This window comes from Methanoregula sp. (genome assembly GCA_026625165.1).
In the GTDB taxonomy this organism is placed as follows: domain Archaea; phylum Halobacteriota; class Methanomicrobia; order Methanomicrobiales; family Methanospirillaceae; genus MVRE01.
The window spans coordinates 37,776-57,132 of the sequence record CP112999.1 but is presented as its reverse complement, the minus strand read 5'-3'; the positions used below and the strand labels follow the sequence as shown (position 1 = coordinate 57,132).

The 19,357-nt window shown below is 54.9% G+C and carries 18 protein-coding genes and 1 pseudogene; 10 read left to right on the top strand and 9 right to left on the bottom strand.

The genetic code is table 11. The features are described 5' to 3' along the window. Positions 1-14 precede the first annotated feature (14 nt). The 3 genes from asnB to OS112_00320 all read left to right on the top strand — a co-directional run bounded on the left by asnB (position 15) and on the right by OS112_00320 (position 3,801). Positions 15-1,847: an asparagine synthase (glutamine-hydrolyzing) gene (gene asnB, locus OS112_00330; GenBank protein WAC05107.1), complete on the top strand. Its 1,833-nt coding sequence runs from the start codon at positions 15-17 to the stop codon at positions 1,845-1,847. Between the two features lie 70 nt (positions 1,848-1,917). Further along, positions 1,918-3,264, top strand: coding sequence for a mannose-1-phosphate guanylyltransferase/mannose-6-phosphate isomerase (locus tag OS112_00325; protein WAC05106.1), 1,347 nt, complete (start codon positions 1,918-1,920; stop codon positions 3,262-3,264). Between the two features lie 99 nt (positions 3,265-3,363). After that, the gene (locus tag OS112_00320) at positions 3,364-3,801 is read left to right on the top strand and encodes an LEA type 2 family protein (GenBank protein ID WAC05105.1); all 438 of its coding nucleotides are present in this window, start codon (positions 3,364-3,366) and stop codon (positions 3,799-3,801) included. 12 nt (positions 3,802-3,813) lie between these two features. On the opposite strand, the gene thiC is transcribed toward OS112_00320, so the two are convergent. Beyond that, complete coding sequence (thiC, locus tag OS112_00315) at positions 3,814-5,103, bottom strand: phosphomethylpyrimidine synthase ThiC (protein WAC05104.1); 1,290 nt, start codon at positions 5,101-5,103, stop codon at positions 3,814-3,816. A gap of 25 nt (positions 5,104-5,128) precedes the next feature. On the opposite strand from thiC, the gene OS112_00310 reads away from it, so the two are divergent. From OS112_00310 to OS112_00300, 3 genes are read left to right on the top strand one after another with little or no spacing between them, the layout of a single operon-like run. Further along, complete coding sequence (locus tag OS112_00310) at positions 5,129-5,731, top strand: MBL fold metallo-hydrolase (GenBank protein WAC05103.1); 603 nt, start codon at positions 5,129-5,131, stop codon at positions 5,729-5,731. Continuing rightward, a complete protein-coding gene (locus tag OS112_00305; GenBank protein ID WAC05102.1) occupies positions 5,724-6,179 on the top strand; it encodes a DUF123 domain-containing protein in 456 nt (151 codons plus the stop codon). The genes OS112_00310 and OS112_00305 overlap by 8 nt, the downstream gene beginning before the upstream one ends. Next, on the top strand, positions 6,176-6,730 hold the full coding sequence (locus OS112_00300) for a flavodoxin family protein (GenBank protein WAC05101.1): 555 nt from the start codon (positions 6,176-6,178) through the stop codon (positions 6,728-6,730). Before OS112_00305 ends, OS112_00300 begins: the two co-directional genes overlap by 4 nt. A gap of 4 nt (positions 6,731-6,734) precedes the next feature. Here the strand turns inward: OS112_00300 and OS112_00295 are convergent, their stop codons facing one another. Next, positions 6,735-7,193, bottom strand: coding sequence for a pyridoxamine 5'-phosphate oxidase family protein (locus OS112_00295; protein WAC05100.1), 459 nt, complete (start codon positions 7,191-7,193; stop codon positions 6,735-6,737). Positions 7,194-7,492: 299 nt separating this feature from the next. Between OS112_00295 and OS112_00290 the strand changes: the two genes are divergently transcribed. Beyond that, a complete protein-coding gene (locus OS112_00290) occupies positions 7,493-7,624 on the top strand; it encodes a hypothetical protein (GenBank protein ID WAC05099.1) in 132 nt (43 codons plus the stop codon). 26 nt (positions 7,625-7,650) lie between these two features. Beyond that, the gene (locus OS112_00285; protein ID WAC05098.1) at positions 7,651-10,359 is read left to right on the top strand and encodes a PAS domain S-box protein; all 2,709 of its coding nucleotides are present in this window, start codon (positions 7,651-7,653) and stop codon (positions 10,357-10,359) included. 149 nt (positions 10,360-10,508) lie between these two features. Here OS112_00285 and cofH read toward each other — a convergent pair whose 3' ends face one another. After that, positions 10,509-11,597: a 5-amino-6-(D-ribitylamino)uracil--L-tyrosine 4-hydroxyphenyl transferase CofH gene (gene cofH, locus OS112_00280; GenBank protein ID WAC05097.1), complete on the bottom strand. Its 1,089-nt coding sequence runs from the start codon at positions 11,595-11,597 to the stop codon at positions 10,509-10,511. Positions 11,598-11,713: 116 nt separating this feature from the next. Here cofH and OS112_00275 point away from each other — a divergent pair, with 116 nt between their 5' ends. Beyond that, a complete protein-coding gene (locus tag OS112_00275; protein WAC05096.1) occupies positions 11,714-12,013 on the top strand; it encodes a YunC family protein in 300 nt (99 codons plus the stop codon). Positions 12,014-12,304: 291 nt separating this feature from the next. Here OS112_00275 and OS112_00270 read toward each other — a convergent pair. From OS112_00270 to OS112_00250, 5 genes and pseudogenes are all read right to left on the bottom strand, one after another. After that, positions 12,305-12,454, bottom strand: a pseudogene (locus OS112_00270) (inorganic phosphate transporter). 51 nt (positions 12,455-12,505) lie between these two features. Further along, positions 12,506-13,156: a phosphate signaling complex protein PhoU gene (gene phoU, locus OS112_00265; protein ID WAC05095.1), complete on the bottom strand. Its 651-nt coding sequence runs from the start codon at positions 13,154-13,156 to the stop codon at positions 12,506-12,508. Between the two features lie 10 nt (positions 13,157-13,166). After that, positions 13,167-13,928, bottom strand: a complete 762-nt coding sequence (gene pstB, locus OS112_00260) for a phosphate ABC transporter ATP-binding protein PstB (protein WAC05094.1) — start codon at positions 13,926-13,928, stop codon at positions 13,167-13,169. A 1-nt stretch (position 13,929) separates the two neighbouring features. Further along, a complete protein-coding gene (gene pstA / locus OS112_00255) occupies positions 13,930-15,909 on the bottom strand; it encodes a phosphate ABC transporter permease PstA (protein ID WAC05093.1) in 1,980 nt (659 codons plus the stop codon). 38 nt (positions 15,910-15,947) lie between these two features. Next, positions 15,948-16,952 (bottom strand): phosphate ABC transporter substrate-binding protein, encoded by a 1,005-nt coding sequence (locus OS112_00250; GenBank protein WAC05092.1) that lies wholly within the window; start codon positions 16,950-16,952, stop codon positions 15,948-15,950. 125 nt (positions 16,953-17,077) lie between these two features. On the opposite strand from OS112_00250, the gene OS112_00245 reads away from it, so the two are divergent. Continuing rightward, positions 17,078-18,112 carry an AbrB/MazE/SpoVT family DNA-binding domain-containing protein gene (locus tag OS112_00245; protein ID WAC05091.1) on the top strand — a complete coding sequence of 345 codons (1,035 nt, stop codon included), beginning with the start codon at positions 17,078-17,080 and terminating at the stop codon, positions 18,110-18,112. 96 nt (positions 18,113-18,208) lie between these two features. Here OS112_00245 and OS112_00240 read toward each other — a convergent pair whose 3' ends face one another. Then, the gene (locus OS112_00240; GenBank protein WAC05090.1) at positions 18,209-19,150 is read right to left on the bottom strand and encodes a S26 family signal peptidase; all 942 of its coding nucleotides are present in this window, start codon (positions 19,148-19,150) and stop codon (positions 18,209-18,211) included. Between the last annotated feature and the right edge of the window lie 207 nt (positions 19,151-19,357).

The window sequence follows — 19,357 nt, the reverse complement described above, 5'->3', positions numbered from 1 at the left end:
AAACCTGTCAGGTAATGTGCGGGATTGCGGGCCAGTACTGTTATAACAGGGCCCCACCTGACCCCCGGCTCCTCGCCGCGATGTCGGAGCGGATCGCCCACCGCGGTCCCGATGGCGAGGGGACATGGATTAAGGGGAGTGTCGGCCTCGCCCACCGTCGCCTTGCAATCATCGACCTCTCGGAAGATGCCCGCCAGCCGATGGCAAACGAAGACGGCTCGCTCCGGCTCGTCTTCAACGGCGAGATCTACAACTTCGTGGAGCTCCGCGAGGAGCTCGTCCGGTGCGGGCACGTGTTCCGGTCCAAGGGCGACAGCGAGGTGATCGTGCACGCGTACGAGGAGTGGGGAGTCGAGTGCCTTGCCCGGTTCAACGGCATGTGGGCATTCGCACTCTGGGATGAGAGGAAGCAGGAGCTCTTCTGTTCCCGGGACCGGTTCGGGATCAAGCCGTTCTACTATACCGAAGCGGGGGGGTCCTTTCTCTTTGCCTCAGAGATCAAGGCGCTGCTCGCCCACCCGGGGGTTGGGAAAGAGCCAGATGACGAAATGCTCCGGACCTACCTTGCGTGGGGCGTGCTCGACCATACGGGACGCACGATGGTCGCGGGCGTCTCCCAGCTCCGGCCGGCACACGCGATGGTGGTGACGGCAACAGGACATAAGGAGCCGTTCCGGTACTGGGACGTGACGGTCAGCCCGGCCATATCATCCGGTACCGCAGACGGCCCGGCAGCCGACCGGCTGCTGGAACTCTTACGGGATGCGACACGGGTCCACCTGCGCAGCGATGTAGCCGTGGGCACCTGCCTCTCGGGCGGGATCGACTCCTCGGCACTCACGATGCTGATCAACGGGATCGTCAGGGACGAGGCGCCGGGGAGCGTCGGTGCAAGGCAGAAGACGTTCTCCGCAGTATTTGCCGACAAACGGTTTGACGAGAGCCGGTATATCGATGAGGTCGTCGCGGTATCGGGGGTCGATGCGTACCGGACGGAGCCTTCGGCGGAACAGGTATGGGACGACCTCCAGAAGGTCCTGTACATGCAGGACGAACCGTTCGGCTCGCTCTCCATCTATGCCCAGTACTGCGTCATGCGCCTCGCATCAGAGCGCGTGAAGGTGGTGCTCGACGGGCAGGGCGCAGACGAACTCCTTGCCGGCTACCTTGCCTATGAATGGAGCTATATCTTCGGGCTGTTCACATCGTTCCACTGGTGGACGGCGTTCTGTGAAAAGATCGGGGCGCTGCGCCACCACCGCGGGTTCTTTGTTGACGCGTTCCGGCAGCTCCTCGTCCGGTCCGGGCGCCGGAAGCTGCTGAAGGGTGAGGCACCCCAAGTCCTGCGGTACAGCGGGAAACTGGACCGGGTCCTGTACCGGGAACTCACGTCCACAAACCTCCCCGCCCTCCTCCACTACGAGGACCGGAACTCCATGGCGTTTTCCATCGAGTCCCGCGTGCCCTACCTTGATGTACGACTGGGAGAATACATCGCATCCCTCCCCCTCAACCGGAAGGTCAGAAACGGCGTGACCAAGTACCTGCTCCGCCGGGCGATCAAAGGACTCGTGCCGGAACCCGTCCGCTGCCGGATGGACAAGATGGGGTTTGTCACGCCCGAAGAGGTCTGGATGAAAGAGGAACTCCGGCCGTTCGTGCTGAAAATATTCACCGATAAGAAATTCCATAAACGCCCGTACTGGGACGCCGAGGCGGTTATCAGAAACTACCTTGCCTTCCTCGATGGAAAATCCAGGTACTCCCCCGAGATCTTCCGGATTGCCTGTGCAGAGCTCTGGCTGCGGATGCTTTTTGACAGGCCGGGCATAAATCCTGGTACATAAAAAGAGAGATGAGGGAATACCACAAACATCCCATGACCATAAGAGTACATGAGATAACAAGAAGGGATCCATGAAGTCCATTATCCTTGCCGGTGGCGTCGGGACGCGGCTCTGGCCGCTCTCCCGCGAGTTTTATCCCAAGCAGTTCATGCAACTCGACGGGCACTCCCTTTTCCAGCAGACATACCTGCGGGCGCTCAGACTTTCAGGACCCGGCGAGGTCATTATCGTGACAAACGAGATCCACCAGTACCTTGCCAGAAACCAGATCGAGGAACTCGGCCATATCCTGCTGGAACAGAACCTGTTAAAAGAACCGGCCGGGAAAAATACCCTGCCCGCGATCACCTGGGCGATGTCCCGGATCCGGGCGGCCGACCCGTCGGCATCTGCCGCAGTCTTCCCCAGCGACCACATCCTCGGGGACGAGGCGATCTCAAAGATTGCAGGAGCCGGGCCGCTTGCAGAACAGTACCTTGTAACCTTCGGTGTGCCCCCGGCATCGCCCCATACAGGGTACGGGTACATAAAACCTGGAAAATCATTAAGCACCGGTGCGGTTGCCGATGCATTCAAAGAGAAACCCGATGAAAAGACCGCAGAGAAGTACGTGAAAGAGGGCTACCTGTGGAACAGCGGGATATTCCTCCTCTCAACCAAGGTCTTTTTCGAAGAACTGCAGCGCTATGCTCCTGATCTTTACGCCGCGTTTGACAAAAAAGAGCCGGACTACGAGTCACTTAAACCCGTCTCGATCGATTACGGGCTCCTCGAACACTCAAAGCGCGTGGCGGTTGTCCCTCTCGAAGGTGCGTGGAGCGACCTTGGCACGTTCCGGGCACTTTATGAGTCCCGGCAACCGGATGCTGAAGGAAATGTAGGAACAGCAGAGTACCTGTCCGCACGGAACAATTACGTGTTCGCACCCGACCGGCATGTCGGGCTGATCGGGGTCGACAACCTCATCGTCGTGGACACGGCCGACGCCCTCCTTGTCTGCGACAACAAGCACGCGGAGATGGTTAAGGCGCTCGTCAGCAGGTATAACGACCGGAACGACCCGATCACAAAATACCACCGGCAGGTGCACCGCCCGTGGGGTTCGTACACGATCTTGGAGGATTCAAAGTCTTTCAAGATAAAACGGGTGACCGTAAAACCCGGCCGGCAGCTCTCGCTCCAGCTCCACAACCACCGGAGCGAGCACTGGGTGGTCGTGTCCGGCACCGCACAGGTTGAACTCGACGGGGAGACGCGTGTGTTACAAAAAGGCGAGAGCACATTTGTCCGCAGCGGGACCCGGCACCGGCTTAAAAACACCGGCACCGCCCCGCTCGAAGTAATAGAGGTCGCGCTCGGGGATTATCTGGGAGAGGACGATATTGTGCGCTTTGAGGACGATTATGGCAGGAAATAGGTCACCTGCCTGCCCTCGTCTCATCTTTTTTTTTAATAATCCGGCAATAAAAAATCAAAAGTACCGGGTATTTGAGTCCTGCTGCCCAATTCACGTACCATGCCGATCCTGCACGAGCCGTCAATAAGCCTTGAAGGGGTGAAGGTCCGGGCTGCCAGACTCTCATCCGTAGACCTTGACGTGGCAATACTTGTGCAGAACAAAAACCCGGTCGGCATTACCCTGCGTGAGATCCCGTTTGTTGTCCTTGTCCGGGACGGGGAGCGCCAGACGGAGATTGCGGACGGGAACACCGGCGCAATAAAGGTAAAGGCACGGGACAGCACGGCAATCAGCGTGCCTCTCACTTCAAAGAATTCAGCCATCGTACGGGCGGCAGCGGGCTTTGTTGCAGGAAGGGGGCTGGAGGTCACGGTCAAAGGGACGGCAGTGGTCGATGCCCTTGTTACCGGCCTGTCAGTGCCCTTTGAGAAGACAGTCGCCCTGACAGCGGCAGGTGTTGCCGGTGCATTAACAAAAAAGAGGAATAACCCGTAAGGTGCCGGGCATTCACCGTTTCTTCTTTTCCATCGCCCCGAACAGATCCTTTACCACCTTGATCGCACAGAGATCCCCGCACATCGAGCAGGTGTCCAGCTCGCCGTCACGGGCATGTATCTTCCTTGCAACGTCGCCATACAGCGCGAGCCGGAACTGCTCATCCCAGTCAAGGTCTTTGCGGGCCTGCGCCATTGCAGCCTCACGCGGGTCCCGGTACCCTTCCGGCCGGCGGACGGTGTCGCCGATATGTGCGGCAATCTTTGCGATCCGTGTGCCTTCGATGATGTCGGCTTCCAGCGGGAGGGCGAGGTGTTCGGACGGCGAGACCATGCAGAGGAAGTCGGCGCCATGCATGCAGGCAGTTGCGCCGCCTATGGCGGTGACAACGTGGTCGTAGCCGGGCGCGAGGTCGGTGACGACCGGCCCGAGCAGGTAGAGCGGCGCGTTGTCTGTTATCTCCTTGATCATCCGGACGTTATAGCTCACCTGGTCAAGCGGCATATGCCCCGGGCCCTCGATCATCCGCTGGACCCCTGCGGCAAACGCCTGCTGCGCGAGAGTGCCCAGGGTGACGTACTCCACCGATTTTGCAAGCTTCTCAGAGTCCTGCAGACATCCGGGCCTCATCCCGTCGCCGAGGCTGATGGTGACATCGTGCTCGGCAAGGATCTCCAGCAGGTAATCGAATTCTGAGAACAGCGGGTTCTCCTCGTCGCGCTGCACCATCATCGCGCAGTGGAACGCCCCGCCCCGGCTGACAACTCCCATCAGGCGCGGGTCTGATCGCAATGCAGAGAGCGCCTGCCGGTTCACGCCGCAGTGGAGGGTTAAGAAATCAACGCCCTGCCTGCAGTGCTCCCGGATGACCTTGAAGATCAGGTCGGCATCCACGTCCGCTGCGCTGCCCGCCCGGCGCACGGCCTCGTAGACCGGGACGGTCCCGACGGTCGTGTCAAGCCTGAGAATTTTTTTCCGTATCGCGACAAGGTTGCCGCCGGTAGAGAGGTCCATGATCGCATCGGCGCCGTTTTTGAGCGCAGCCTTTGCCTTCCGGATCTCGAGCGCCGGGTCGCACAGCGGGCCGGAGGTGCCGATGTTCACGTTCACTTTTACCCGGCACCCCTCGCCTATGGCACAGGCATGGTGGTCCCGTTTCCGGTTCTTCGGGATCACGATCCTGCCCGCAGCGATGCCCCGGGCCATCCGCTCCGGTTCGATGCCTTCCGCCCGCGCCGCTGCTGAAACGATATCGGGCACGGTGCGGGAGCATCTGCGGGTGAGCAAATCCATAACAAACATCTGCCGGGAATCCTTATTATTGTGCATGCCAGTCCAGTGGATTGCCGGGGGAACGCTCTATGGGAACTCGTATATCGTCGGCGACGTCCTCATCGACGCGGGCGTGATGCCCATGGCAGTTGCGCCCTATAAAGGCTCCGTATCCACGGTGGTCCTTACCCACTGCCATTTCGACCACACGGCGCACGTCAAAGAGATCGCCCACATGTGCAAAGCAAAGGTCGCGATCCACAGGCTGGACGCCGCAGGACTCCTTGACGATGCCCGGAGCCTTTCGATGCATTTTGGCTCGCGCTCCCCGGCAATGGTGCCGGAGATCATCTTAAAGGAGGGGGACGTGATCGGGGGCCTGCGTGTCCTGCATACACCGGGCCACACCCCGGGCAGCATCTGCCTCTTTTGTGAAACGGAACAGTTCCTGATCAGCGGGGACACCGTGTTTACCGATGGCGGGTACGGCAGGTACGACTTTATCGGCGGCAGCAGGGCAGAACTCACAAAGTCAATCGACCGGCTCTCGCTGCTTGATATCGAAGGGCTCTACCCGGGCCACGGGGTGCCTGTCGGGACCGGGGGGAGCGGGCATATTGCAGCGGCACAGGAGCTGTTGAAGAGCGGGTATGGATAAGGGGATTTACTGCCTCGTGCTTAAGAACCCGGAGTGCACCGTGAATGTCGGGGCGCTTGGAGCGCTGGCATTTGAAGCCGGCTTCCATATATACGCCGGCTCGGCGCAGGGCAGCGGCGGATTACAAAGGGTACGGCGCCACATTCTCCTTGCACAGGAGCATAACCGTCGCCCGAAATGGCATATCGATTACCTGCTGACAAACGGAAACTTCCGCCTCGCTTCTGTTGTCTGCGCACGGACTGAACAAAAATATGAGTGCCGGCTTGCCGGAAACCTCCCGGGATCGCCCGTCCCGCACTTCGGCTGCAGCGACTGCTCCTGCAGTTCACACCTCTTTTATTCACGCGATGACCCCCGGGACGGCATAATGATCGCATTCCGGAAACTGGGGCTTAATCCTGCCATCAAAACACTCATTACTCCCCGCGCAAAGGGTACCTTATGAAAGTGCTGGGAATATCCGGGAGCATGCGCAAGGATGGCAACACCGCAGACCTTGTCAAAGTGATTCTCGAACGCTGCGAGACCGCGGGCCTTAAGACCGAGTTCGTCTCGCTTTCAGGAAAGAAGATCGGTCCCTGCCTGGGCTGTGAGAAATGCAAAAAAGAGAAGTGGTGCGTGATCGAGAATGATGACTGGAACGCCATTGCAAAAAAGGTGCTGGGCTGCGAAGTGCTCATTATCGGGTCCCCGACCTATTACTACGACGTCTGCGGGCATTTGAAAAATTTCATCGACCGCACCTATTGCCTCTACCATGACCGGAAGCTTGCAGGAAGGAAAGGCGTCGCTGTGGCCGTGCAGGCCCACAAGGGTGCAACCCGGACGATCCAGACGCTTGAGGGGTTCTTGAACACCCATGAATTTTCATCGCTGGGTTCGGTCGCGGGGAGCGGGTACCATAAAGGCGACGTGCTCTCTGATGCGGAGGCAGTGGAGAAAGCACAGAAGATCGGCGATAAAATTGTCCGGCTGGTCAAGCGCGATCACCGCTGACCGGTCAGCTCCCGAACTTTTTTCCCGTCATTTCAGAGATATCGACCCTGACGACACAGACGCTTTTTATTTCCTCGTCAGAAAAATCATACGTTGTGCCGCTATAATGGCGAAGGATGCAGTTCATCCCCTTCTTCTTCTCCTCCACGTCCTCAACAATTGTGGCATTGCCAAAACCAATAACGCTCCTGTACCGCATCTCCCAGTTGCACGGGCGTTTTGAGGGTATGGTGCCTTCACACGTGTCAACCTCAAAGCAGCACCGGGGATTTTTCTTCAGCATATCAATCTTTTTTCCTTCATGCGCAGAGTGGAGATACATCGTGCCGTCCCCGTAGCCAAAACAGACCGGGACCACGTAGGGCTCGCCGCCATCTGCCAGTCCAATCCGGCACACCAGTGCCCCCGAAAGGATCGATTCCACCTCAGCCTTATCCGTGATTTCCCGTTCTTTTCTTCTCATAAATGCCCTTGTCCGGTCCGGCCCCATTAACTTATCGATGTCTGCCGGAGCCCGATCGGGTCCCGGACGCCGCACCTGCACATACCGGTCCCGGGGCAGGCCCAAACGAACCTGGCGCACTGGGCGGCCCCGGTTGCGGGACGCGACCTGGGACATTCCGGGCTGATCGCATATCAATAAAAATAACCGGAAAGGTGCAACAAGGTTCACCGGACAAGATAAGATATATAAAGGCAGCTGTCAAGAGTGGTTCTGTAGAGATAACAGTGCAGGACACCGGCGCGGGAATCCCGGCTGATTTGGACCGGCGAAACGCCAAATCGCCCGGATTACGTCTCGCGATTGCACCGGGCAGGCAGCTCTCCGGGACAATTGAACCGGACTGGTTTGCCATTACGAAGTTTACGATTGTGATGAAAGATCGGGAGTGATGAGTAAGGAAAGGAGCAGCTGGACCATGAAGAGGGCAACCGGATCAAAAAATAAAGAAACAGAGGGTGTCCCCGAGGATCTGCTGGCAAAATATTCTATTCTGGCCGAAAATTGCCCTTACATTATCTACCACCTGTCGCTCCCCGATGGTCATTATAAGTTCGTGAGTTCGGCATCGGAACCCATGCTTGGGTATCATCCCGATGAAATGTATCAAAAACCCTGGTTTATCGAAGATATTATCCACCCCGTTTCCCGCCAGTACTGGAACGATATGAAGATCAGGCTGTGCCATGGTGATGTACCCTCATTTTTTGAATATCAGATCGTCCACAAATCCGGGGAGTGCCGATGGCTTCACCAGCGAAATGTCGTAATCCATGACGAGAATGGACAACTCATCGGTATTAACGGGATTATTACCGATATCACCAAACGCAGGCTTGCAGAGGAAGCGCTGCGGGACAAGGAAGAACTCCTGCATGAGATCTTCAACAATGCGAACGATGCGATATTCCTGCACGAAATGACACCGGAAGGCCCCGGACAATACATCACGGTCAATGATATTGCCGTGCAGTCGCTTGGATATACCCGTGAAGAGATGAGGCATATGTCACCCCGTGACATCGTGCCGGCTGCTATTCTGCATGACATCCTGCCAGACATTACGAAACAGATGGAAAAAGAGGGGGGTGCCACCTTTGAATCCGTGCATAAACGAAAAGACGGCAGTATTTTTCCGGTTGAAGTAAGCACCCATATATTCCCGTTCAGGGGCAGGCCTGTCGCACTCTCCATTACCCGCGATATCACCGGGCGCAGGAAAGCAGAGGCAGAGCTGCGGGAAAGCGAGGAGAAACTCCGTTCTATCCTTGACTCCAGCGGTGAAGCGATCTACGGTACTGACCTGGAGGGCAACTCCACCTTTGTCAATCAGGCGTGCATCCGTATTCTTGGTTACAGCAATGAAGGCGAACTGCTGGGAAAGAACATGCACCTCCAGATCCACCACCATGATGCAAACGGGACATTCAAGCCGGTTGAAAAATGCCGTTTATTTCAGGCATTTGTAAAAGGGGAAGGCGTGCACATCGATGATGAGAAGCTCTGGCGGGCAGACGGGACGTGTTTTTCTGCCGAGATCTGGTCATACCCCCGGCGGCGGAACGGTGTGGTTACCGGTGCGGTGGTGGCGTTTGTCGACATCACCGGGCGCAGGAAGGCAGAGGCAGAGCTGCGAGATAGCGAGTCCCGGTTGAATTCTATTATTCAGGCTTCTCCAATCCCGAAATTTGTCATTGACCGGGATCACCGGGTCATTTTCTGGAACAGTGCTCTTGAAAAATACAGCGGGATTAAAGCCGGAGAATTGCTTGGTACAAACCAGCAGTGGCGGGCGTTTTATTTAAAAGAACGCCCCTGCATGGCTGACCTGCTGGTGGACGGGGCAACCGAAAAGATCCCACAGTGGTACGAGGGCAAATATGCAAAATCCAGGATTGTTGACGGGGCGTACGAAGCAACGGATTTCTTCCCTCATATGGGAGAGAATGGGACATGGCTTCATTTCACCGCCGCCCCAATCAACGATTCCTCCGGCCTGATTATCGGAGCCGTAGAAACGCTTGAAGATATTACCGATCGCAAAAAGGCAGAAGAAGAGATCCGCGCGATGAACCTGTTCCAGACCAGCATCATATCAAACGCCAATGTCTTGCTGATGGTGCTCGATCCTCATGGCAATATACAAACATGGAACCAGGCAGCAGAGGATATCAGCGGGTACGGGGAACAGGAGGTAAAGGGGAACAGTACGGTCTGGAAAAAGCTCTATCCGGATAAAGAGTACCGTAAAACGATCACTAAAAATATCGAACGTATCATCAGCCAGAACAATTTCCTGGAGAACCTTGAAACCATCATCCACTGTAAAAACGGCACAAAGAAAACAATCCTGTGGAATACCCGCAGTCTGCCGGATGCAAAAGGAGCCGCGACCGGCTATGTCGCAATTGGTGTTGACGTCACCGAACGGAAAAAGGCCGAAGAACTGCAAAAACACTTCACCGAAGAACTGGAAAAGCAGGTTATATCCCGTACCGGAGAACTGAACGCATCCCTGCAGGAAAAAGTCGTGCTGCTCCGCGAGATTCACCACCGGGTGAAAAACAACCTGCAGATCATCATTTCGCTCTTGAATCTCCAGTCACGGTATATCAAGGATGAGAAGACGCAACAGATCATTAAAGAAAGCCAGAACCGGCTCAAAGCAATGTCCCTTGTCCATGAAAGACTGTACCAGTCCGAAGACATCTCAAAGATCGACCTTGACGGGTATGTAAAGTTCCTCGGGCGAAACCTTGTCGATTTCTACGGTGTGAGGCGGCAGGATGTCGCCCTGAAAACAGACATCTCTGGTATTTCTGTGGGCATCAACACGGCAATCCCGGTCGGACTTATCCTCAACGAACTGCTCTCCAATTCCTTAAAACATGCATTCCCTGGAGGGAGAAAGGGCGAGATTTCCATCGGGATTAAACGGGAAAATGATATGCTCACGATCCTGTTCAAAGATACCGGAGCGGGACTCCCGGCGGATTTGGACTGGCGAAACGGAAAAACACTCGGTCTCCGGCTTGTCATATCACTGGTGGAACAGCTCTTCGGGACGATTGAACTTGACCGGACAGCGGGGACTTCATTTACCATCGTGGTAAAGGAAAAAGAATAAACTACCTGTAAAATTCCAAAAAAAACGGGGATAAAAGGAAGAGCCTTTCAGGCACGTCCGGCAAAAAACAAGCCGGACGGGAATGAGGATCGGAGAGTTCTCATTGCATGTCTGATAAAAAAAGACGTGACTTTTTCATGCCATATTTTTCAGGAAAGTAACTCATAGAGTGTGCTTCGCTGGACAAGCTTCCTCCCGATATCCCCGGCAATCCTCCGCATCTCTTCCGGGTCAAGGTAATCGGTATTGGTTGCCCCGGCACCTTTTGAGATGCTCTCCTCAAACATCGTGCCGCCGAGGTCGTTTGCACCGGCAATCAGCCCGAGCTGCGCAAGCCTGACGCCTTCCTTCACCCACGAGACCTGTATGTTTTTAAAATTGTCCAAAAACAACCGCGAAACTGCGACCATAAGCAGGTCTTCCCTGCCGGTTGCCCCTGCACGGGCGACCCCTTTTTTGTAGAGCGGGGTGTTCATGTGGATGAATGAGAGCGGGACAAACTCGGTAAAACCTCCGGTCTCGTCCTGGATCTCCCGCAGGATTTCAAGGTGTTTTAACCGGTCGATGTCGCTTTCGCAGTGCCCGTACATGATGGTGGCGGTCGTGGGGATGCCAAGGTAATGCGCCTCTTTGATGATCCGCACCCACTCCTTTGTGCTGACCTTCTGCGGGCAGATCGTTTTGCGCACACTGTCAACAAGGATCTCCGCCGCCGTGCCGCACATCGATCCCAGCCCGGCGTCCCTCATCCGCGAGAGCACGTCTTCTGTGGATATCCGGCTCTTCTTTGCCGCATACGCGACCTCCATCGGGTTGCTCGCGTGGATATGGACGCCCGGCGCCGCCTCGCGAATCCAACGGTACGTATCACAATAGGACTGTGCGTTAAAATCCGGGTGCAGCCCGCTGACCGTGCATATCTCGGTCACGTTTCGCTTTTTGGCCTGCGCTGCTTTTTTTAAGATTTCCTCCCGGTCGTGGAAATAGACGCCCGGGTCGCCGGGTTTTTTCGAGAAACCGCAGAACCCGCAGGCATTGACGCAGAGGTTGGTGACGTTGATGTTCTGGTTCCGGACATAGGTCACCGCATCGCCTGCCTTCTCGTGCCTCACGGCATCCGCTGCTGCTGCCACGTCCCAGACAGCCCGGTTATGGGTGCGGAAGAGCAGGAGCGCTTCCCGTGAATTCAGGCGGTGACCCGCCGCGACATCATCCAGAAGTTCTTTGAGGCTATCCATGCACCTTCACAACCTGCACTCCGCAGTATAGCGCACAAGGCACGATAAATCCAGCGCAGCTGTCTTCAATATCTTATTATTTCCTTACCGCTCAATTGTGCTAAAGAGGTTGTGTTATGGAGCACCATATAATCAAGCTGGCAAAAAAAGAAGCGGACGGCTTTGTCATCCCCCTTGGTCCTGCAAACCTTGTCGCCATCAGGACCGATGTCGGGCTGGTGGGGTGCGGGGCTTTTGACGTTTCGGCACTGGACTCGTTCAGTTACCCTGCCGCAAAGGTGAGACCGGCAACCGGCCCGTCGATTGTTGATACAGATGATATCCTCAAAGGGATCGTAAAAGAGGCAAACCGCTCGGCGATGGGGCGCGGGATCCGGACCGGGATGACCGGGCGGCAGGCGCTGGACCTTCTTTAATTATTTTTCCTGATTCCTTTTGCCTTTGCGGGCATATATGGATTTAATTTTGGTTTTAGGAAGACAAATCATCAGAAAGGTCGCGGATTGTCTAAAACCAGTCCCCCGGCCCCCGTCTCTTTTTTTAATTATCACCCGGATATTTCCGGTCTGAGCATGCTGGTAAAGCCCATTAAAAATTGTGATGACGACCCTCAATACATATTAAGATTTTTTAGTAGTGCGTCTTAAAAAAACCGGTTTTGCATTTTAAAATCAGGGAGGCAGGGGAGTGAGAACTCAAGTGTTTTTTTATGGAAAGATCACGCTGTACAGGACAGAGCAGGCAAAGGAACAGGCTGCGGTGATGGGGATCGTGATGACCCATGCAGTCACAATCCGGCGCACAGTCCCCCACTGGACAGCAGAAGATCCCCGTGTTGCACCGACACCCATGATGGCATCCTTTTTTAAAAAGTTAATCTGATGAAAGGTTGGAATCCCGCTGCACACTTATTTGATCTCGATGCGTTCTCCCGTCTGCATATAGTGCACATTCTCTGCTATTTTGCATGCATGGTCGGCGCACCGTTCCAGGTACCGGGCGACCATGATGTAGTGCGTGCAGCGCGGGATATTCTTGGGGTCCTCCATCATGTAGGTGATCCCCTCACGGAAGATAGAGTGCCGGAGTGCATCGATGGTATCATCACGCGAGGAAAATTCTGCAATCTGTGTGATATCATCTGATTTGTATGCCCGGACCGCATCATCAACCATCTCTATGACGAGGTCTGCCATGTGGGGTATGCTCATCAGGTTCGCGATATGAGGTTTATCCGAGATCTCCTTTACGATCTTTGCGATCACCTTGCCGTACCGCCCAATGCGCATTGACGCTGTTGCAACTTTTAATGTGCAGGCAATGACCCGCATGTCCTTTGCCATCGGCTGGTAGAGCGCAATCAGCTGGTAGCAATTTTCTTCTATCTGCACTTCCATCCCGTGGATCTCCTCTTTTTTTGCCACGACCGACTCCGCAAGGCCCACATCCTGCTGGATAAGCGCATCGACTGCTGTCCGGAGCATGTATCGCCCGAATTCAGCCATTTCAACTGTATCCTGCTTCAGGTTATTCAGTTCCGCATGAAATTTTTCTGACATAACTGATCACCTACCCGAACCGCCCGGTAATGTAATTCTCTGTAAGTTCTTCTTTTGGGTGTTCGAAGATCTGCTTGGTCCTGCCACACTCAATGAGTTTTCCCAGGTACATAAACCCGGTATAATCACTCACCCGTGCAGCCTGCTGCATATTATGCGTGACGATGATAACGGTATATTCCTGTTTGAGCATGTCAATCAGGTTCTCGATCTTTGCCGTAGCAATCGGGTCGAGTGACGAGCATGGCTCATCCATCAGGATCACCTCGGGGCCAACTGCAAGCGTCCGTGCGATACAGAGGCGCTGCTGCTGTCCGCCGGAGAGGCCGAGCGCCGAATCATCAAGCCGGTCTTTTACCTCGTCCCAGAGCGCGGCATGGCAGAGGCTCTGCTCAACAATCGTGTCAATTTCCCGGTTATCCCTCACACCATGGACCCGCGGCCCGTAAGCGACGTTCTCGTACACGGACTTCGGGAACGGGTTGGGTTTCTGGAACACCATGCCGACTCTTTTGCGGAGCATGACAACATCAGTCCCGGGTGCATGGATGTTGTGGTTGTCAAGGGTAATCTCCCCCGTAATCGTGACATGGTCGATGAGGTCGTTTAACCGGTTGAAGCAGCGCAGCAGTGTCGATTTGCCGCAACCGGACGGGCCGATCAGCGCCGTTACCTTGTTTTTGGGAATCTTCATGGTGACAGACTGGAGTGCATGAGTATCATGGTACCAGAGATTGAGTTCGTTTGATGAAATGATCGCTTCACAGGCCATATTAACCCCGCAATTTTTTCTGGAAATTGGTTCTCACAAAGATCGCGACCGAGTAAATCCCGGTCACAAGGAGCAGGAGTACCAGCGCAGTCCCGTACTTGTTGGCCGAAGAGCCCGGCACATTTGTGGCAAGGATGTAGAGGTGGTAGGGCAGTGCCATCACAGGTTCAAAGACCGAGCTTGTGAGATATCTCTGGGAAAAGACAACGGCAGTGAACATGATCGGCGCCGTTTCTCCTGCAGCCCTGCCGATGGACAGGATAGTACCGGTGACGATACCGGGTACTGCCGGTGGCAGGACAACCCGGTATATCGTCTGCCAGCGGGTCGCTCCCAGTGCAAGGCTTCCCTCCCTCAGTGATTGCGGGATGTTCTTTAACGACTCCTCTGTGGCGCGGATCATCGTGGGCAGGACCATGAGTGCGAGCGTGACCTGCCCCGCGATCAGCGAGACGCCAAAGTTCAGGAAGTAGACAAGGAATGCCAAGCCAAAGAGCCCGAAGACGATCGACGGGGTGCCGTTCAATAAATCAACTGCGATGCGGATAAACCGGGTGACCCTGCCCTCTTTGGTATATTCGATGAGGTAGATCGCTGCACCCACACCGAGTGGCAGCGCGATGAGTATTGCGCCAGTAACAAGGTAGAATGTCCCGACAATTGCCGGGAAGATCCCTCCCGCACGCCCGAGATCTTTGGGGGGCTGGGTTAAAAATTCCCATGAAAGGGCAGGAAGACCGTGGACGACAATATCCTGGAGGAGAATGATAAGGATGAGGAGGACGATGATGACCGATGTGACGATGAAGCTGAATGCAACCTTCTCTGCCTGTTTTGGTTTGAGACGGCCTTTGAGGAAGTACCCGGCACCGAAACAGGCAAGGAGGGGTACGGCCAGATATAGGGGCACAACCAGAAAAAATGCAATGAGAAAAAGAAGGAATCCGCCGATGGTAAGGGGCCGCTTGATCCATTCCATGAGGGTTTGCAGGGCAATATATTTCCTGTGTGCCCCGCCCATATGACGCTCGCGGAGATTGGTCAGGATCATGACTGCGATGGAGTTTACAATCAGCGTTATGGCAAGGAGGACTGCTGCAATGCCGAAGAGCGCCGCATAGTGATTGCTGCCCACCGCGACTTCACCCATCTCGATACCCAGTGTTCCGGTGAGGGTTCTGACCGGTGAAAGGACATTCCAGATCGGATCGGGGATGATGGCCGCATTCCCGGTCACCATCAGGACTGCCATGGTCTCCCCGATCGCCCGCCCGAACCCGAGGATAATCGCCGCAGTGATCCCTGAAAGAGCACCCGGGACGATGACCCTGCTGATCGTCTGCCAGCGCGTGGCACCGATCGCAAGTGACCCTTCTTTGTACTCCCGAGGCACCATGCTGATGGCATCCTCTGAGATGCTGATGATGGTGGGGAGTGCCATGATGCCCAGCAGGATGGATCCGGCAAGCCATGTTTCACCGGTGGGAGTATCGAACGTTGTACGTATCACGTCGGTAAGGACAACAAGCCCGAAAAAGCCATAGACTACCGAGGGTATTCCTGCGAGAAGTTCGATTGCCGGTTTGAGAATGTTCTTTGCCCACAAGGGGGCGAGCTCGGAGATGTAGATTGCACACCCGATCGATAACGGGATGGCAAAGGCCATTGCCCCGAGGGTGACCAGCACGGTCCCGACAATCAGGACAAAGATGCCATACTCCGGCGGGTTACCTGTCGGGTACCATGTCGTGACGGTAAGGAAAGGGATAATCCCGGTGTTTTCAAATACCGGCAAGCTGTCACGCAGAAGAAACAGCAGGATGAAGAAGATCGCGATGATTGCAGATGTGGCGGCAAGGAACCAGATTGTCCTGATTGCTGTTTCTTTTTGCTCGCGGGATGTTGCTGCTGATTTTAGGGAGACAGCCCTCCGGATATCAGCTGAGATATACTTTCCCGTTGTTCCATTTGAAGGTCTCATACAAGAAAAAATGTCCCTGGATTATCCCGTCACCAGTCTCATGTGACTGATACGTACCCTTCTTCAGAGACAATCTTCTGTCCATCCGGGCTCAGGATGAAATCGATGTAGTCCTTTGCAAGCCCGGCGGGCTGGCCATTGGTGAACATGAACAGTTCACGGTTAATCGGGTAGCTCCTGTCGAGCACATTTTCCCTTGTCGGTGAGACAGCCTTGTTTGGATCGTTCCACCAGATGGGGAGTGCCTTTACACTTTTATCGACAAACCCGATGGAAACATAACCGATTGCACCCGGAGTCTGGGCGATGGTCTGGATGATTGCGCCGTTGGAGTTCTTCTCGAGCATGGATTTTACCGGTGCGGCTCCTTTGAGGATACCGGCACTATCCTTGTCAAAGAACTCGCGGGTACCTGATGCACTGTCGCGGCCTACGACCACGATGAAGTTGTTGGTATTGGGAACATTACCGCCAAGGATCTCGGTCCACTTGGTAATTTTCCCGGTATAGATATCCTTTGCCGCATCAGCAGAAACGACCTTGACCTCATTTGCCGGGTTGACAATAATTGCGATCCCGTCTTTTGCCACTACGGTTTTCACAAGTGCCGGGTATTTGGTTTTCTCTGATGCACTTAATTCTCGCGAGGACATGCCGATGTCAACAGATTTTTCACCAATCTGCTGGACGCCGACCCCTGACCCGCCACCGGTTACCTGAATATCAGCATTCGGGTTGGTGGCCATGAAAGCTTCGGCAGCTTTCTGGGCGATTGGTAAAACTGTTGTTGAACCGCTGACCTTCAGTTTCCCTTTTGAACCCGGGATTGCCGGAGCAGTAGTTCTGGGGGTCGCAACACTCTGGTGCGCCGCCGGTGTTGATACGGGTGCCTGTGATGGAGTGAGTACAGCAGTTGTCGGAACGAGTGTTGCCGGGCTGGTTTTCTTCGCACTATCAGTACAGCCGGCCACCGCCATTGCTCCGACGAGCAGTATGACGAGGCCCAGCGTCACGAAAAGACTGGAATGTGTTCGCTTGTTCATGGTGTTCTTTCATGAGATTACCAGCGGAAGATATACCCTTTTTCGACATAGAATATAGTTATATATATTGTCAATGGAGAAGATAGAGTAATACAGGATATCTGCCGCTGGAGGGTGTGAATACTGTGGAGATCCGGAGAGTCCAGTTTACCGGTGGGTCATCATACGTTGTGACGCTGCCGAAGGAATGGATTGATGACCAGAAGATCAAGAAGAACGATCCGCTCGGGATTGAGTTCCAGGCAGATGGGACGCTGCTTGTAACAAAGACCATTGAACCAGAGTCCCTGCAGCGGAAATTGGATTTAACTGTAGACGGGATTACAGAACCGGCGTACCTGTTCCGGCTGTTGATCGGTGCATATATCTCGGGCATCACCACGATCGTGATTACATCAAAAGAACGGTTACAACCGTTTGTCAGGGCGGTGGTCCGGAATTTCACCCAGATGACGATCGGGCAGGAAGTTGTCGAAGAGAATGATATGGTTATCACATTAAAAGACCTGCTCAACCCGTCGGAGATGCCGTTTGCAAACACCATCAAGCGGATGTTTGTGATAGTAAAAGCGATGCACGAGGATGCGATCACAGCGATAAGGACAGGAAACCAGTCGCTTGCTGCCGATGTGACCGCCCGCGACAATGACGTGGATCGCCTCCACTGGCTCATCGCCCGGCAGACGCACATGATCCTGTCCAATGTCGCACTTTCAAAAAAGATGGGGATTACATCTGGAACAGCGGTGCACTACTTCGTGATCAGCCGGATCATCGAGCGGATTGGCGATCATGCGGAACGGATTGTAGACAACGCACAGGCAATCCTGACAAAAGACATCGATCCGGCAATCATCGAAAAGATCGCAAAGGCAAGCGAGCTTTCGGTCGGCATCTTCGACCGGAGCATTGTTTCGTTTTTCAATAACGATATGAAAAAGTCAAATAAGAACATCGAGTCCGTGCAGGTGCTCGAATCCCTTTGCGGGGAGATCAACAATCTGGTGCTCCAGCAGGAGACTCCCGATGCCATCGCGCTCGGCTACATCACGGAGAGTCTCAGGAGATCGGGGGAATATGCAGCGGATATCTCGGAAAATGTGATCAATTATCTTGTAGAAGAAAAACAAATTCAGAAGAAAGGGAAACCTGCCGGATGATACGGCACAAAAAAATTCCATTTTTCTTTTTTTAAAAAAGGGCCGGTCCGTGCACCGGATCGTATAACGTCTCCTTCTGTCTGAGTGCCCTGCCGGTCACCGCTTTTTCTTACCGGACTTCTTCTGCGATTTCTCCGGCCCGTTCCCTTTTCGCCGCAGGTACAGTTCATGGATCACCATGATGGCGACGACCACAATGATCACTTCCACGATATGGAGCGGAAGCAAGCCGACAAGCGGGATGGCAAAGAGTGCTTTTCCTATGACCCACTCATCCTTTACGGGTTCAAGCGCCCCGAGACCGGCAATGGCGCTTGCCTGGTCGCTTGCGATATTATTGTCACCCTTTGTGATGTAGCCGCTATGCACTGACGGTTCCCCGTGCACCCACACATATCCCGCGCCGGGCGTGATGAAGGCGGCGGGCAGCACATACCGCCCGTCAGGAGTCTGGATATAGAGGTCTTTTTTTCCCGGCACAATGTTTACCGATTCGTTCCAGGTGCCGGTATACAGGAGAGTAAACCCTTCAACGGTTGTATTGCCCGTGCTCAAAGGGAGATATTCCGATGGGGTGAGCTGGCCCCGGTACGGGTTGATATACGAGGGCACCGGAGTGCCGGCGACGGCGATTGTCATCGCACGGTGGATGATCGGGTGGACTCCCTTCGAGATGAGCGGGATGGGGAGGACGGGGTTGTTTGCGCCGTTTGGCTGGTAGATGAGGACGTCGCCGTAATCGCCGAACCGAATCGTACTTGTCTTTTTGCCTTCGTCCCATGTCTGAAACTCCCCGTACCTGTCTTTCTGCACGACGACGACCAGATCGCCCACGTTCATGTGCGGCACCATGCTCTCGGACTCGATCGTGACGACTGCCGGCCATGTCCCGCAGATAAGGTAGAGCGCAAGTGCGATCCCCCCGACAACTGCAACGAGCCACAGGATGTCCCGGGCAAGCGAGACGACCCAGTGTTCACTCGTCCGGAACTGCTCAATTCGTGCCCGAATGCCCGTTTGCTCCCTCTCCCCTGCCATTCTCCTGCTCTCTGTTGGATGTGGCGGTTAATATACAGCACCGTTCCGCCTGCCGGGATGGTCAAAAAACCTCATGCGGACTCGAAGAGAGAAAAGAGAGGGAATCGCAGATCCGCGTGAAGGTGCGGTAGCAAAAAATTAAAAAAAAGGGAAACCGGCCGGACGCTCCGGCGTGAAAGCACGGGGATGATATGCTATATCCATCCT